The sequence below is a fragment of the Mesorhizobium sp. L-8-10 genome, from assembly GCF_016756635.1.
GTDB lineage: Bacteria > Pseudomonadota > Alphaproteobacteria > Rhizobiales > Rhizobiaceae.
Genome location: NZ_AP023263.1, coordinates 3,074,962 through 3,090,759 on the forward strand (window position 1 = coordinate 3,074,962; position 15,798 = coordinate 3,090,759).

Here is a 15,798-nt window from a genome sequence, read left to right on the forward strand (position 1 = left end):
CGGAAAAATCCAAGCCAGCCGGGCCGGCTGCGCCTAGCATCCCATCCAGTGCGGTCGCAGGGAGGAACACAAGGCCGTACCCCAGCCGGTTTGCCAGGGAGGAACCAATGAGAAGACATGTCGGAGCCATCGCTGCGAGCATCGCGGCATTGTTGTCGGGATATGCGGCAGCCCAGGATCTCACAGCCGAGCAGATCAAGGCCGCGACTGCGCAGGTGAACTCGCAGACGATCATCGCCAACCGCGCAGAGACGAAGAACTGGCCGAGCTACGGCCTGGACTACCAGGAAACCCGCTACAGCAAGCTCTCGGCGATCAACGCGGACAATGTGGGGCAGCTCGGCCTCGCCTGGTCCACCAGCCTGCAATCCCGACGCGGTGTCGAAGCGACTCCGCTGGTCGTCAACGGCGTGATGTATGTTTCTTCGTCCTGGAGCGTCGTGCATGCGCTCGAGGCCCGCACGGGAAAGGAACTTTGGCGCTACGATCCCGAGGTGCCGAAGGACTATGCCTACAAAGGATGCTGCGACGTGGTCAATCGTGGGGTCGCGGTGCACGAAGGCAAGGTGTTCGTCGGCGCCTTCGACGGGTATCTGCACGCCATCGACGCAGCGACAGGACAGCGGCTGTGGAAGATCGACACGATCGAGAACCGGCAGATGTCCTACACCATCACCGGCGCGCCGCGCATCATCAAGGACATGGTGCTGATCGGCAATGCCGGCGCGGAATATGGCGTGCGTGGCTATGTCAGCGCCTTCGATGTTGCGACCGGAGAGCTGAAGTGGCGCTGGCACACGGTGCCCGGCGACCCGGCCAAGGGCTTCGAGAACGAAGCCATGGAAAAAGCGGCCAAGACCTGGGACCCCGCGGTGAAATGGTGGGAGGCCGGCGGGGGCGGCACGGTCTGGGACTCAATGGCCTACGACCCGGAACTCGACCGCCTCTACATCGGCACGGGTAACGGAAGTCCGTGGAGCCGGCTGAAGCGCAGTCCGGCCGGCGGCGACAATCTCTATCTCGCTTCGGTCGTGGCGCTGGATCCCAACAATGGCGAGTATGTCTGCCACTATCAGGAGACGCCCGGCGACAACTGGGACTACACCTCGACCCAGCACATCATACTGGCCGACCTGACGATCGGCGGACGGAAGCGGAAGGTGTGGCTGCACGCGCCGAAGAACGGTTTCTTCTACGTGGTCGACCGCACCAATTGCGACTTCATTTCGGCCGAGAAATTCGTCGAGGTGACCTGGGCAGAGGGTTATGGCGCCGACGGCCGCCCGATCGAGGCCGAGGGCGCACGCTCGCCCGACAAGCCCTGGGAGACGATCCCCAGCCCCTATGGCGCCCACAATTGGCACCCCATGTCGTTCAATCCCCAGACCGGCTTGGTCTACATCCCTGCCCAGGGCGTGCCGTTGGTGGTGCAGCCGAATCCGGACTGGAAGCTGAACACGCATGTGCCTGGCGAGGCCATGTCCAACCTCGGCTGGAACCTCGGCTACCTGTTCAACACGGCGGCGCCGAAGATGACGCCCTACGGCCACCTGCTGGCCTGGGACCCGGTCGCGCAGAAGGAGGTTTGGCGAGCTCCCTACGTTTCGCCCTGGAACGGCGGCACGCTGACGACGGCGGGCAATCTCGTGTTCCAAGGCACGGCAGACGGCCGCTTCGTCGCCTACAACGCGAAGACGGGCGATATGCTGTGGCAGACGCCTGTGGGCACCGGCGTCGTTGCCGCGCCCAGCACGTGGGAATTCGACGGCGAGCAGTATGTATCGGTCGCCGTCGGCTGGGGCGGCGTCTATGGCCAGATGCAGCGCGCGACCGAGACCGCGGGCCCAGGGCGTGTCTATACATTCAAGATCGGAGGGAAAACCGAAATGCCCCCGCTCGTACAGCGCGAGCCGGCTCAACTGGTCTCCGGCGTATCCTACCATGCGGACGATGTCGGGCTCGGCGCGGCGCTCTACGTTTCGAGCTGCCTGTTCTGTCACGGTGTTCCCGGGGTCAACAACGGCGGCAACATCCCGAACCTTGGCTTCTCCTCGAAGGAAACGCTCGAGAATGCCCCCGAGATCCTGCTCTCCGGCCCGCTGGTCGAAGGTGGCATGCCGTCCTTCAAGGGCAAGTTGACCGAAGAGGAGGTCAAGAAGATCGTCGCTTTCATCCAGGGCACGGCCGACGCAGTGCGCCCGAAGCAATGATGCCAGCGGCACCAGGGTAAGCATGCATCTCCGCTTCCCAGGAGAAGCGCGGCTTGGAGGCCTCCCTCTCCGCCCTAAAGGACGGGGAGAGGCAGCGGCACTTCTTGCTGCGCCGGCGCCGCTTCTCGTCCGCCGTGTCCAGCCGATAGATGGTGACAAATTGAACCGGATAGATGGGTTACAGTTCTCCCCCGGTTGTCGTGTCCGCCGAATAACCGACTGTTCAGGGTTGCACGGCGCTTCGGCGGACCAACGTGGCGGCGCGCCCAAGCGCAAAATGCTTCCAGTCGGCCTCGTCTTGGCGGAACTCGCCGCCTCGGCATAGCTGCGAGCGCGGTTGGCGAGCTTGGGTCTATGGGCACGCAGCGGCTGGCAGGGGAGGACGGTTCTGTCGGAAGGCTACCGTTGGCGCGCCCCATAAACGATAACAATGTCGAGACATCGGGCAGGTCGGCGTCGGCTGACCGCGATACGGAACCGGAAGGCGGCGGCGTGATCCTGTGCCTCACGCCGCTTGGATATCGGTCTGCGAAAAGTCGTTGCCCTTGTAGAGTAGGGGCTCGCCGGTCAGGGCGGCCAGTGCATAGGAGAAGCAGTCGCCGTAGTTCAGCCCGGCTGGGTGGCGGCCCTTGCCGTAGCGCCTCCAGGCGCGGCGGGCCTGGTCGGCATGCTCGGCTTTGACCGCGACGATCTCGACATCGGCCTTGTGCAGCCACAGGTCGAACTCGCCGCCGCCAGGGTCGCCGAAGCGGGCCTCGATCACCATGGCCGCTTCCAGCACGGTTGCGGCAGAGATGAGGCGCACCGGGTCGTCGGCAATGCGCTGCTCGAAGGAAGGTGCTTCCGGCTCATTGAGCGCTATGGCGACGATGGCCGAGGTATCGATGACCATCAGCTCGGCAGCCCATTCTCGTCGTAGCCGACGATTTCATCGGCGCTGCGATTGTCGAGGACGGGCAGGGAACTCCAGCGCCGGCGGCTGGCGGCAAGATCCTCCAGAAGTGCGGTCTTGCGGGCGTCGGAGCTGACGCGGCGCAGCCGCTCCTCCAGCGCCCGCCGTGTGGCAATGGTGATGCTCTCGCCGGTTTTCGTGGCGAGCTTGCGGGCGAGCCGCTCGGTTTCCGGATCTTTGATGCTCAGCGCCATGGCGGGTTCCTTGGTTCCTGTTGGTCAATATTCTACCTCGAATCGAGGTCGGCGCCTAGCGTAGCGGCGGTGCGTAGCGGCGGTGCATGACACGTTTTGCGGGCTTCCGATCGGCGACAGCGGCCGTCGGTCTCGTTTCCTCGTTTCATCGACGGACGGCAACTCACTGATCTGGCGCGAAACATCGCCGGAGTTCATGGGCCGGAGTTCATGGGTGGAATCTGGCAACGGCACTGGATGCCATCGCATCCACGCGGCCGCGATGGCCGCACGGCCCATCCGGGCCGCTTGGCGTCGCGCCAGGGCATGGGCCGCGCGGTCACGCGCTCGGTCTCTTCGATGGGTGTCAGGCGACGCCGGCGAGTGGCCTCAGGCCGGCTAGGACGGCCACGCTGTCATGCTCGGGAAGGTCGCCGATCTCGGCCATCTTGCGGTCGAGCTTGCCCAGCATGTCGGCGAAGATATCCGCATAGGCCGGGTCGTCCGCGCGGTTGTGCAACTCGAACGGATCCTCCGCGCAGTCGAACAGTTCCCATTCCGGCGGTTCGCCGCCGCCATGTGCCCCTGGCTGTCCCAGCGGCTCGTTGTACCAGTAGATCAGCTTGTAACGGGCGTCGCGCACGCCGTAATGGGCAAAGGCATTGTGAAATTCGTCCTTGTGCATCCAGTAGCGGTGATAAGCGACATCCTGCCAGTCGCCGCCGGCTTGCCGCTCGAGCAGCGGGCGCATGCTGGCACCCTGCATGTAGCTCGGGATCGGCACGCCGGCATAGTCCAGGAAGGTGGGGGCGAAGTCGACATTGGTGGCGATCTTCGAGGATATGGTGCCCGCCGGAACCGCCGGGGGATAGCGGATGAGGAACGGCATCTGCAGCGATTCCTCATACATGAAGCGCTTGTCGAACCAGCCGTGCTCGCCAAGGAAAAAACCCTGGTCCGAGGTATAGATCACGATCGTGTTCTCGGTCAGCCCGGCCGCGTCCAGATAGTCCAGCAGGCGCCCGACATTCTCGTCGACCGACGCGATCGTCTGCAGGTAGCGCATCATGTAGCGCTGGTATTTGAACAGAGCGAGCTCGGCCGGGTCGGTGAAGACATGGTGCTCGCCGGTCAGGGCGTCGATGAGCCGCAGTTCCTCACCCGGGTTCACGTCAGGCACCTTGCGGTCCTTCCAGCCGGGAACCAGAAGGTCGCCGACCTCCGCCCCGCCTTCGGGTTGCACGAGACCGAGGTCCTTGTAGGTCATATCAGCACGGATGCGCATCCTGGCCGCGGCCGCCGCGGCGCCGCGATTGCTGTAGTCGTCATCGAAGGTCTCTGGCACCGGCAGCTTGCCGTCGGCGTAAAGATGCCTGTGCCTGGGATGCGGTTCGAAGCTGCGATGCGGCGCCTTGTGGTGGCACATCAGGAAGAAGGGCTTCCCGGTGTCCCGGCAAGACAGGAAGTCGAGGCATTTGTCGGTGATGATGTCGGTGGCGTAGCCCGGCTCGATCGTCTCGCCGTCGCGGTCGATCATCACCGGGTCGAAATAGTCTCCCTGGCCGGGCACGACCGCCCATTCGTCGAAACCGGTCGGCTCATGCGCCCTGCCTTCGCCGAGATGCCATTTTCCGAAGATCGCGGTCTGATAGCCGGCGGCACGCAGATGCTTGGCGACGTTGGGCAGCCTGTTGTCGATATGGGTGTCGAGTGTCGTCACCTGGTTCACATGATTGTAGGTGCCGGTCAGGATCGCCGCCCGGCTCGGTGTGCAGATCGAGTTGGTGACGTAGCAATTGTCCAGCCGCATGCCCTCATTCGCGATGCGATCGAGGTTCGGGGTGCTGTTGAGGCCGGAACCGTAGCAGGAGATCGCGCGCGCGGCGTGATCGTCCGACATTATGTACAGGATGTTGGGTCGTTTCGTCATGCGTGTCTCGGGTGCAATCAGGCGCGGCGCATGACGCCGCGCCAGGGGAGATGACGGGCTCAGCCGCCGGAATAGAGGTCGCCGAGGTAGTAGTCCTTCGGATCCAGCGGATTCTGCAGCTTGCCGAAGGAGACGAACTGATCGTTGAGGCCCTTCAGCCAGCTTGCGACCGAGCCGTCCCTGGTGGCGGCGACGAATTCGGCGCTGGTCAGGAACTTGCCGTTCTGGCTTTCCGTGATCAGCGGGTCGGCGGGCACGCCGAGGAACTTCGCAGTGATCTCGACCGACCGCGGTACGTCGGCGGCGCGGTAGTCGTTGGCTTCCTTCAGGACGGCGACATACTTCATGACCGTCTCGCGATCCTGCTCGGCAACCTCGTTGCGGGCCACAAAGGCCGACGGGAACGAGTTCGCCGGATAGAAATCGGCGCTCTTGGCCACCTCGACGAGGTCGGGCACGGTCTTCTTGATGACGCCGACCAGCGGGTACCAGATGCCCGCGCCGTCCACCTGCCTGGAGGCAAAGGCCGAGACCACGGTCGACGGGTCCATCTTGACCACTTCGACGTCGGAGAGCTGCATGCCGGCCTTCGCAAGCGCGAGCCGCAACAGCATGTCGCCCGACGTTCCTTCCGGGACGCCGATCTTCTTGCCCTTGAGATCGGCCATGGTGGCGATGCCGGCCTGCGCGATGACCCGGTCGGAGAGGCCGAGCGCGTTCATGGCGACGATCTTGGCCTTGCCGCTTGCCGGCAGCCACAACGCACCGGGACCGACATAGCCGAAGTCGAGGCTGCCGGCGCCGAGCGCCTGGATCTGGATCGGTCCGTTGGTGAACACCTTCAGCTCCGGCTCGAGCCCGTGCTTGGCCCACAGCCCCTGGTCATCAGCGATTGCCGTCAGGCTGGTGCCGAAATAGTCGGCGATATAGCCGACGCGGATGGGCTTGGACTGTGCGAGCGCGCGGCCGGATACGCTCAGCAACGCCGGCGCTGCGACGGTGCCGGCCGCCGACAACGCCAGAAAACCTCTTCTGGTGACGTTCATTTCTGCAATTCCTCCCTGTTCATTGCCTTGCATCGATCTGCGGTTTCTGATGGTAGACGGCGTGCCACACCCGATTGCGGATCTCCGCGAATTCGCGCGACAACCGCATCTCCTCGGTACGCGGGTATGGCAGTTCGACCGGGATGATCTCGTGCAGCCGGCCTGGCCGGGCAGCCATGACGATCACCCGGTTGGCGAGGTAGACCGCCTCGTCGACGTCATGCGTGATGAAGATGACCGTCCGGCGCTCGCGGCTCCACGTGTCCAGCAACTGGTCCTGCATGTGGACCCGCGTCAGCGCGTCGAGCGCGCCGAACGGCTCGTCCATCAAGAGCATGGTCGGATTGACGGCGTAGGCGCGGGCGATGGCGCAGCGCTGCTTCATGCCGCCCGACAGCGTCTTCGGCAGCGCATCGGCGAAGTCCCTCAGCCCCACGAGGTTGATGAAATGGTCGGAGATCCTGCTCCGTTCACCCGCCGTCATGCCCTTGATGCGCAGGCCGAATTCGACGTTCTGCCGGACGGTCAGCCAGGGGAACAGGGCATATTGCTGGAAGATCACGCCGCGTTCCGGCCCGGGGCCATGAACCGCTTCGCCGTCGACCAGGACCCGCCCTTGCGACACTTCGGTCAGTCCGGCGGCGATGTTCATCGCGGTCGACTTGCCGCAACCGGAGGGTCCGACCACCGTGACGAACTCGCCGTCGGCGATGTCGAGGGAAAGCCGGTCGAGGGCCAGGAAGGTTTTTTCGCCTTCACCGAAGATTCGCGTCACGTCCTGGAACGAGATCTTGGGCTGCATGGTGTCCGCCTCGGCGTTCATTGCGCGCGCTCCTGCCACCGGGTGAGGCGGCGTTCCGTCGCCTGCAGCAGGCGGTCCATGACGAGGCCGAGAATGCCGATGGTGACGAGGCTGACGAAGATCGTCGGCAGATCGTAGTAGAGCTGCGCCTGCTGCATGCGGAAGCCGAGGCCGGATTGAGCGGCGATCAACTCCGCTGCCACGACGGTTGCCCAGGCGGAGCCCAGCCCGATGCGCACGCCCACCAGAATGAAGGGAATGGAGGCCGGGATGATGACGCGCAGGAAGATCACCGCATCGCCGGCGCCGAGCACCCGCGCGGCGTTGATCAGGGTGCGGTCGACGCTAATCACGCCCTGATAGGTCGCCACCACGCAGGACAGGAACGAAGCCAGGAAGATGACGAAGATCTTCGGCGCTTCGTCGATGCCCATGGTGACGATGGCCAGCGGTATCACGGCCAGTGGCGGGATCATCCGGAAGAACTGGATGTAGGGTTCGATCAGCGCACGCGCGGTCTGGTACCAGCCCATCAGGAAGCCGACGGGTATCGCCAGCGCAACGCCGAGGAGGAACCCGAACAGCACGCGCCTGAGGCTCGACACGATATCGAGCGGCAACTGGCCGCTCCGGGTCAGCTCGACGGCACGTTGCGCCACTTCCTGCGGCCCTGGCAGCACCACCAGCTTGGCGGCGGTGATGGCCCACCAGACGGCGATGCCGATCGCGAAGGCGATGAGACTGAGAAGGAATGGCGGCAGTTGGGCAATCGACTGCCCCTGCCTTTTTCCTTCGGCGATTGCCGTGGTCGCCGCGCCGTTCAATGGAGTGCTCCCGAATAGAAGAAATGGTCGAGCGCCACCGCGGCCCCACCGATCGCGCCGGCCAGCGGGCCGAAGTCGGAGCGCTGTATCTCCAGTATGTCCCGCATATGCGGCATGACGCGTGGCGGCAGGTCGATCCGCAATCGCTCGAACAGGCTTTCCGGCGCCTCGCCGAGGTGACCGCCGAAGACGATGAGATCGGGCGTCAGAAGATTGACGGCGCTCGCAAGCGCCGTGGTGAGGTGCCGCACGACCACGTCCCAGGCCGCCGCATTCTTCTCGACATGCGCCAGCAGGTGCGCGGGGGCCGGCCCCGTCAGCCCCGCCGCCTGCATCAGGGCGTCCTCACGCAGAAACGTCTCCAGACAGCCCGTATTGCCGCAGGCGCAGACAGCGCCATTCTGCGAGATCTGGATATGGCCGAGTTCGACCGCGCCGTGGCCACCGGGGCGGAACGACAGTCCGTCGACGACGAGGCCGGCGCCGAGGCCCGTGCGGAGATAGACGTAAAGCAGCGCCGACACGTCCCTGCCGATGCCGTAGCGGCTTTCCGCCAAGGCCATTGCGGTCACATTGTGCTCGACGATGGCGGGCATGCTCAGCGACTGTTCCATCAACTCGGCGAAGGGGACGTCCCTCCAGCCGACATTGATCGAGAAGAGCGACTTGCGTCGCGCCATATCGACCGGGCCCGGCACACTGATGCCGACGCCGAGCAGCCTTCTCGTCTCGATCTGCGCTTCCTGCGCGAGTTCGGTCACCGCAGCCGAGGCGCGCTTCACGATGATTGCCGGGTCCGCTCCGCGCACGTCGAAGTCGAAGAACCTTGTGCCCTTGGACGACGCCTTGAGATCGGTGACCGTGACTTGCACCGCACCTGCGCCGATGTGCACGCCGGCGATTGCATGGGCATCCGGCACGAGACGAATGGCCTGAGCCGGGCGGCCCACCGAGCCGAGCCCGCCGGTTTCCGACTCCATGACGGAACCGTCCTTGAGGAGATGCGCGGTGACATGAGTCAAGGTCGTCGCAGACAGCTTGCTTCTACGGGCAAGCTCGGCCCGCGACTGCGGGCCTTCGTCGCGCAGGATACGCAATACGTGGCCGTGATGGATGCCCATCCGAGCCGTCCTCCCAATTAATTTCTAAACTTTAGAAAATAATTATGCCAAGGTCAAGCAGCTTGTCGTTGCGGGGCGCGATGACTGGAGCGTTATCGCGAGGCTCGCTTCGGCGAAGCAGGCACCGGGCGGATCGCCGGCACGCCGCGCGCTGACGGGTCGTTCGGCTTCTGGATCGAGCGCCAGGTTTGGTCGGGAGAGAAGTCGATGCCGGCTATCGGCGTTGGCAGGCGGTGTCGACCGGCTCGGCCGTGCCGCGCCTCACGCCTTGCCTGCCTCGCGCAGCGCGATGTGACGGAACTCGGCCAGAAGAGCGTCGGACCCGAACTGGGTACCGGCGTCGGGATGAATCCGATGCGACGACAAGCAGACAGAGCGGCAGCGCCGACCCCATCGATACATCCGCCGTTCTAGAACCCGTCCTGGATGCGCTGGAAGATGACCGTGGTGAAGGTCGATATCTGCGCGCCGATAAAAGGCGCCGACAACGCCACGACGAGCAGGATGGCGACGATCTTCGGCACGAAGGTGAGGGTGATTTCCTGGATCTGCGTCAGCGCCTGCAGGAAGGCGATGGCGATGCCGACCACCATCGCCACGATCACGGCCGGCGCCGAGGCCGTCAGCACGGTCCAGATCGCATACTGGACGATTTCGAGCGCGTCGGCTTCGTTCATCGGTGTGCTCCTCCGAACGTCGGTCCTCTGTGCGAGGCCCGGATCGGGGTCACGCGGCATCCTTGACCTTGACGCCTGGCTGGACCAGCACTTCCTTGCCGGTGTCGAGCACCGCGATGATGCCGTCGCTGTAGAGCCTGACTTCAGCGACGACGCCCTTCACCGCCCCGTCCGCCGACGTCAGGTGCTTGCCGATGACCGAACTTGCCTGCGAAAGCTGAGAAGTCGCCAGGATGTTCTCGAGCTTCGAGTTGATCTGGACGGACTGCTCGACCTGCGAGAAGGAGGCGAGCTGCGAGACATATTGCGTCGCATCCATCGGGTTGGTCGGATCCTGATGCTTCATCTCGGCGACGAGCAGCTTCAGGAAGGACTGGTAGTCGACATTCGCCTTCGCGACGTTATCGGTATTGCCGGTATTGCTGGTGTTCGAGACACCGCTCAGTCCGGGGATGGCCATCTTTATTCTCCAGCTGCTAGCGCCAGGTCGGACGCGGAAGCCACCGCTGCCGGCATGCCGCTGTTTTCTTCGTCCGTGCCCATGATCTTCGCTTCCAGCGGGTAGAGGCCGCGAATGACCTTGAGCGCCTCGTAGACGTGGCCTTCGCTCACCAGCTGGTCGACATATTTCAGGGAGGTTTTGATCTGCTCGTCGCTGTAGCTTGTCAGCAGGAGCGGCAGCGACTTGCGGAACATCGCGCGGGCTTCGCCGGCGCCGTCCGGATTCATAAGCATGACCTGGGTCATGAAATAGAGCTGGCGCAGGGGCGTGGACGCATTCTGCGGCTGCATGACGTGGCTCTCAAGCAGGAACTGCACGTCGTTGAGCAACTCGATCGAGACCTTCCGGTCGGGCCGGATCACCGCGCCGTTCAGATAGATCTTCTCTTTCGCGCGGAGCGAGATCTTGAGCGTGTTCTTCATCTGATTCCGTCGCGGATTATCTGTGAGATATCGATCAAGCCGGCGAAATTGTCGGATTCTCCGCGCCGCACCGCGTCGGCTTCGCGCAGCAGCCAGAGGCCGATCGAGATCAGATTGGCGCGCAGCTCCCGCGGGAGCTCGTTGTCGGGCCGGCCGAGATCCTCGATGAAGGCCGTCCATATCCGTGTGAGATAGTGGATCGCCTCCACAGTCTGCATGGAGCCGACGCCTTTCTCGCGTGCGGTGATCAGCAGGTCGATCGAGCGGTCGAGCAGTTGCCGCTCGCGCTCCTTGGCATCGGCGATCGAGTCGGTCTGTATCTCGGCGTAGGAGAATTGGTACATTGATCAGTTCTGATGCCGCTGATTAGAGATAGTTGAGCAGGCTGAGCTTCTGGATGCGAGCGGTCAGCGCGTATGACGTCTCGATCTGGGCAAGCAGCGTGTTGACGCGTGTTGAGGCCTCGTAGGGATCGACCCCCTGCAGGTCGTTCAGATTGATCTTGAAGATGTCGATCTGCATTTTCATGCGCTCGCTGGCGCTGTCGACACGGTTCTGGATCAGGCCGAGTTGCGCCTGCGCGTTGTTGATGTCGGATATGGCCTCGCCGACCCAGGTTCGTGCCTGGCCGACCAGCGCCTCGCGTGCATTCTCGTTGAGCGGTCCCTGGAACAGATCGGCGACGAGCGAGGAAGCCATTGCGAGCTTGCGTGCGCCGGCCGTGTTGGCGCTGACCGACGTCTGCGCCGTCTCGTTGAGCGCGATGCGGCTGGTGATCGCGTCGTCGGTCGCGTTCGACCAGTTGCTCGACCAGTCCGGCCCGAAGAACATCGGCTCGACGACGTTGGTGAGGAAGTCCGTCATCTGGGCGGCGGTGATGGTTTCGGCGCTCGGATTGGTCTGGTCGAAACCGAAAGTATCGAAGAATGCCTGGTCGAAGGCCGCCTTGTTTGCCGAGCCCGCCTTGTAGTCCTTGATCGGCTGGATGTCGGTATTGACGCCCGCGAATATATATTCGCCGTTCTGGCTGGTGTTCAGAACCGATGTCAGCGTTTCCAGCATGTTCTGGGCGGTCACCTGAAGCACCTTCTGCTCGGTGTCGCCGCTGCCGCCGACGGTGAGCGCCGACAGGAACGTTTCGGCTTCGCTGGTGAGGTGCGTCAGGGCCTCCTCGGTGGCGTCGAGCCGCGCCGAGACGAGCGCGTTTGAATCGACCAGCCCCTTCAGGCGGTCGGCGTCGCGGCTGAGCGCGACGGCCTGGCCGGTGCGTGCTCCGAGCGCCAGCCCGACATCGGCGTATTTGCCGGTCGAGACCTCCTGTTGCGCCTTCACCAGATCGGTCTGAAGCCGGGCCAGCTGGTAACTGAGCGCCTTGGATACGGCCTGGGTGGAGACGAACGAGATTTTCATGACTACCTGACCGCTTCGAGGAGTGTGGAGAGCATTTCGTCGACGGCCTGGATCAGCCGGGCGGATGCCTGGTAGGCGTGCTCGAGCTCCAGCAGGCGCGCCATCTCCTCGTCCATGTTGACGCCCGTTTCGTTCGACAGGGCCTGGCTGGTGCGCACCAGCAGCGAACTCTTGGACTCGGCGGCTTCGGAGGCCTGCTGGCGGGCGAGCTCCAGCCAGCTGATCGAGCTTCCGGCGTAGTCGGTCACGCTCGCCTCGGTGCCGATGCCGGCGGCCGCGTCGAAGGTCATCGGCGCGTCGAGCGCTTCGCTGTATTTGTAGATCAGGTCGGCGAAGGACGCGCCGCCGCTCGTGTTGTAGACATAGCCGCTGCCGTTTATGCCGCCGTCGCGCAGCAGCGTGACGTCGCCTCCGGCAGTCGAGTCGATCAGCGGATTGACCTGGATCGCGCCGGCGAGGCCGGGGCTGACGGTGCCGTCTGCGGGCAAGGCCGGGCCGCCGGGCCAGGTGAAGAGGCCGGTCAGCGGCGGCACCGAGCCGGCGCCTGTCGGGTCGGTTTCGGCGAAGGAGGAGATCAGCCCGCGCGCGATCTCGTCGAGCTGCGCCTGCATGGAGGGCGCTACGCTGTCGCGCATCTGCAGCATGGCCGCCAGGCTGCCGGCGGCATCGGTGTTCGCGCCCGAACCGGCGACCAGCGGCACCCCGTCCACATAGATCGCATTGCCCGATGTCGTGGCCGAGTAGGACGGGATCGGTTCGAAGGTCACCTTGCGAGGCACCGCCTCGAACAGGGTCACGCCGCTGGCGGTGGTCACGACCATGTCGTTGTTGCCGCGGGTGATCGTCGAGATCGGCACGATCTCCGAGATCTGCTTGAGCAGCGCGTCGCGCTGGTCGAGGGCATCCGAAGCGTCGTTGCCGGCCTGGGTGGCATGCATGACCGCCTTGTTCGCCTGCTCGAACCGCCCGAGCAGGTCGTTGAGCGAGGCAACCGACGTCTTGATGTCCTTGTCGAGCTGGGCGCGCGTCTGCTGGATCGCGGCACTGCCCTCGTTCAGCGCCTTGGCGAGCTGGCGCGCCTGTTCGACGACGTTCTCGCCGAGATTCTCGTTGGAGGGCGTCGTCCCGAAGGACTGCAGCGCTTGCTGGAGCTTGCCGATCAGGGTCGAGGCGGAGCGGCCGTTCTCGACCCCGTTGACGTGGAGCGTCAGGTTCTCGATGCCCGAGAGCAATGTCGACTGGCCGGCATGCGAGGAGAGCGCCGCGAGGTTGTTCTTGAACAGTGCGACATTGGTGGCGCGCTGTATCTCGACCGTGCGGGCGCCCGGTGCGGTGCTGACCAGAACCGCCGACCGCCTCGAATAGTCGGGGTTCTGGACATTGCTGATGTTCTGGGAAACGATGCTTGTCTGCCGCGACGTGCTCAGAATCGATCTTTGCGCAATGCCCAGGGCGGTCGTCAGCGACATTGTAGTTCCTTCAAATGCTGTGACGCACCCGTCACCGTTTCAGGTTGACGAGGACGTCGAGGAGTTCGGAGCCGGTCTGGAAGACCTTCGAGTTGGCGGTGTAGTTGCGCTGGGACTCGATCATGTCGGTCAGCTCCTGCGCGATGTCGACATTGGAGCTCTCGACCGCCTGCGAGACCATCTTGCCGAGACCGCCTTCATTCGAGAAGCCGATGCGTACGTCGCCGGAATCGTTGCTCTGCGAATAGACGTTGCCCGAAAGCACGTTCAGCCGATCCGGGCTCGCCACGGTGGCGAGCGGGATGCGATAGAGCTGCCGCACCGAACCGTTCTCGTAGATCGCCGAGAGCACGCCGTCCGTGCTGATCTCGATCCGATCGATGGCGCTCGGGCCGTTGCCGTCCACGATGGCTTCATCGACGGCATATTTCGACGAGAGCTGGGTCATGCCACCGAGGTCGAGTTCCAGCGTCGCGCCGTTCGGGATGCTCATGCTGAGCGTGCCGCCCGCGGTGAGCTTGCCGGTGGTCGGATCGAAGTCGAGCGTTCCGGTGGTCAGGGCGCCGGGCGGGTTGGCATAGGGGAAGGAGGTCGTCCCGCCGGAGGCGGCGTCGGCCTTGTTGAAGACGGTGACTTCCCATGTGTTGTCGGCCGTCTTGGTGAAATAGACGTCGAGCATCACTTCAGAGCCGAGATTGTCGTAGGCCACCAGCGACGACTTCGCGGTGTATTTCGATGTCGCGACATTGTCCGACGGCAGTTCGCCGGCGGCGACATCCTCGGCTGTGGAGGGGAGGTTGGCCGAGAATTCGCCCCGGGTGGAAGGGGTTGCGGTCATGCCGCCTTCACCGCCGATCTGGACCACTTCGAGGCCGCCGAAGCCGTTGGCGGTGGCACTGGGCGTGCCGTTGGCGAAGCTGTAGCCGGTGAGATAGAAGCCGGCGGCGTTGACGAGACGGCCCTCGCCGTCGGGCACGAAGGAACCGGACCTGGTCAGATAGTTCGTGCCGCTGCCGTTCTGGACGATGAAGAAGCCGTCGCCGTCGACGGCGAGGTCGGTCACCGAGGTGGTGTAGTTGAGAACGCCCTGGGTGGATATCTGATAGCGGATGTCGGTGGTGACGCCGCCGGAATTGTAGCTGCCGCCGCCATTGGGCACGACCAGCGTCGAGAACTCGGTCTTGGCGCGCTTGTAGCCGGCCGTGTTCGAATTGGCGATGTTGTCGGCGACCGTCGACAGGCGGTTGGACTGTCCGTTCATGCCGGACACGCCGGTCCGCATCATCCCGTAAAGGCTCATCGAGCATACCCCTCAGATCGGTGGTTTCCGGGGGCCAGGTTAGTCGCCGTGACTTGCGTGAGGCTGTCTGATGTCTGCATTCCGGTCTGTCCCGCTTGCCCGGGCGGCAAAAGGCCGCCAGGGCGGAGAGCGTCGGCTCCCGTCGTCAGACGTTCAGCCGGTAGCCGAGGAAGCGCTTGGAATCGATCGGGTCGAAGCCGAGCTTCTCACGCAGCTTCTTGCGCAGCTTGCTGATGTGGCTCTCGACGACGTTCTCCTCGACCTCTTCGTCGAAGATGCCGTAGATCGCATTGAAGACCTGCGATTTGGTCACCCTGCGGCCGTAATTCGCCGCGAGGAATTCGAGGATGCGCCGCTCGCGCCGCGGCAGGGGCAGCGGCTGGCCGTCGATTTCGGGATCGCGGCCGTCGTCGAAGATGCGCATCGGTCCGATCTGCGTGAAGCTCGGATCCTGCTGCTGGCGGCGACGGATGGCGGAGATGCGCGCCAGGATCTCCCGGATATGGACCGGCTTGCGCACGACGTCGTCCACGCCGAGTTCGAAGAGGCGCAGCGTGTTCTCGAGCGAATGCTGTTCGCTGAGCGCGATCACCGGCGCGCCGGTGCGTTCGCGGATCATCCGCGGCGAGAACTGGCTGCTGTCGCATTCGCCGATAAGGAAGGCGCCGACGGCCTTGATGTCGGACTCGGCAGCGGTCGAAACCCACTCGCCGAACTCGCTGGCGCCGAAACCGGTGCTCGGCACGCCCTCGCGCCCGAAGAGCGAGGAATAGCCTTCCTTCACCCGCTCGCGCTCGTCCACGATAACGATCATCGGCCCGCCTCCGAATCAGTTTCAATACCCCATGTGTCAACGGGTAGCCGCTGGCGGGATTTGTTAACAACCGTCAATTTTTGTGAGTCAGTTCTAGGGAGTCGCCGGAAGGTCCTGCGGCGTGGCAAAATTCCCTATTGGGAACA

16 protein-coding genes are annotated in these 15,798 nt (G+C 64.2%); 1 reads left to right on the top strand and 15 read right to left on the bottom strand.

Annotated features, from left to right (window positions below; translation table 11 throughout):
• Positions 1 to 107 precede the first annotated feature (107 nt).
• A complete protein-coding gene (locus tag JN280_RS14270) occupies positions 108 to 2,210 on the top strand; it encodes a PQQ-dependent dehydrogenase, methanol/ethanol family (RefSeq protein ID WP_202313018.1) in 2,103 nt (700 codons plus the stop codon).
• A 505-nt stretch (positions 2,211 to 2,715) separates the two neighbouring features.
• Here JN280_RS14270 and JN280_RS14275 read toward each other — a convergent pair.
• The 15 genes from JN280_RS14275 to JN280_RS14345 all read right to left on the bottom strand — a co-directional run bounded on the left by JN280_RS14275 (position 2,716) and on the right by JN280_RS14345 (position 15,652).
• Positions 2,716 to 3,102, bottom strand: a complete 387-nt coding sequence (locus JN280_RS14275) for a type II toxin-antitoxin system VapC family toxin (protein ID WP_202313019.1) — start codon at positions 3,100 to 3,102, stop codon at positions 2,716 to 2,718.
• Positions 3,102 to 3,356, bottom strand: a complete 255-nt coding sequence (locus JN280_RS14280) for a type II toxin-antitoxin system VapB family antitoxin (RefSeq protein WP_202313020.1) — start codon at positions 3,354 to 3,356, stop codon at positions 3,102 to 3,104. Before JN280_RS14280 ends, JN280_RS14275 begins: the two co-directional genes overlap by 1 nt.
• Positions 3,357 to 3,702: 346 nt before the next feature.
• A complete protein-coding gene (locus JN280_RS14285) occupies positions 3,703 to 5,265 on the bottom strand; it encodes a sulfatase family protein (RefSeq protein ID WP_202313021.1) in 1,563 nt (520 codons plus the stop codon).
• A gap of 59 nt (positions 5,266 to 5,324) precedes the next feature.
• Positions 5,325 to 6,311 carry an aliphatic sulfonate ABC transporter substrate-binding protein gene (locus JN280_RS14290; protein WP_202313022.1) on the bottom strand — a complete coding sequence of 329 codons (987 nt, stop codon included), beginning with the start codon at positions 6,309 to 6,311 and terminating at the stop codon, positions 5,325 to 5,327.
• 19 nt (positions 6,312 to 6,330) lie between these two features.
• Entirely contained in the window at positions 6,331 to 7,113 is a 783-nt protein-coding gene (locus tag JN280_RS14295) for an ABC transporter ATP-binding protein (RefSeq protein ID WP_202314764.1), read from the bottom strand.
• A 17-nt stretch (positions 7,114 to 7,130) separates the two neighbouring features.
• A complete protein-coding gene (locus tag JN280_RS14300) occupies positions 7,131 to 7,883 on the bottom strand; it encodes an ABC transporter permease (protein ID WP_202314765.1) in 753 nt (250 codons plus the stop codon).
• Between the two features lie 50 nt (positions 7,884 to 7,933).
• On the bottom strand, positions 7,934 to 9,058 hold the full coding sequence (locus JN280_RS14305; protein ID WP_202313023.1) for an ROK family transcriptional regulator: 1,125 nt from the start codon (positions 9,056 to 9,058) through the stop codon (positions 7,934 to 7,936).
• Between the two features lie 410 nt (positions 9,059 to 9,468).
• Positions 9,469 to 9,735, bottom strand: coding sequence for a flagellar biosynthesis protein FliQ (gene fliQ / locus JN280_RS14310; RefSeq protein ID WP_202313025.1), 267 nt, complete (start codon positions 9,733 to 9,735; stop codon positions 9,469 to 9,471).
• A gap of 49 nt (positions 9,736 to 9,784) precedes the next feature.
• Positions 9,785 to 10,195 carry a flagellar hook assembly protein FlgD gene (gene flgD, locus JN280_RS14315; protein ID WP_202313027.1) on the bottom strand — a complete coding sequence of 137 codons (411 nt, stop codon included), beginning with the start codon at positions 10,193 to 10,195 and terminating at the stop codon, positions 9,785 to 9,787.
• A gap of 2 nt (positions 10,196 to 10,197) precedes the next feature.
• Positions 10,198 to 10,659: a flagellar biosynthesis repressor FlbT gene (gene flbT, locus JN280_RS14320; RefSeq protein ID WP_202313029.1), complete on the bottom strand. Its 462-nt coding sequence runs from the start codon at positions 10,657 to 10,659 to the stop codon at positions 10,198 to 10,200.
• On the bottom strand, positions 10,656 to 11,003 hold the full coding sequence (gene flaF, locus JN280_RS14325; protein WP_202313031.1) for a flagellar biosynthesis regulator FlaF: 348 nt from the start codon (positions 11,001 to 11,003) through the stop codon (positions 10,656 to 10,658). Before flaF ends, flbT begins: the two co-directional genes overlap by 4 nt.
• Positions 11,004 to 11,025: 22 nt before the next feature.
• Positions 11,026 to 12,069, bottom strand: coding sequence for a flagellar hook-associated family protein (locus tag JN280_RS14330; RefSeq protein ID WP_202313033.1), 1,044 nt, complete (start codon positions 12,067 to 12,069; stop codon positions 11,026 to 11,028).
• Between the two features lie 2 nt (positions 12,070 to 12,071).
• Positions 12,072 to 13,538, bottom strand: coding sequence for a flagellar hook-associated protein FlgK (gene flgK / locus JN280_RS14335; protein ID WP_202313035.1), 1,467 nt, complete (start codon positions 13,536 to 13,538; stop codon positions 12,072 to 12,074).
• Between the two features lie 31 nt (positions 13,539 to 13,569).
• Positions 13,570 to 14,838, bottom strand: coding sequence for a flagellar hook protein FlgE (locus JN280_RS14340; protein ID WP_202313036.1), 1,269 nt, complete (start codon positions 14,836 to 14,838; stop codon positions 13,570 to 13,572).
• Positions 14,839 to 14,983: 145 nt separating this feature from the next.
• Complete coding sequence (locus JN280_RS14345; protein ID WP_202313037.1) at positions 14,984 to 15,652, bottom strand: response regulator transcription factor; 669 nt, start codon at positions 15,650 to 15,652, stop codon at positions 14,984 to 14,986.
• Positions 15,653 to 15,798 lie beyond the last annotated feature (146 nt).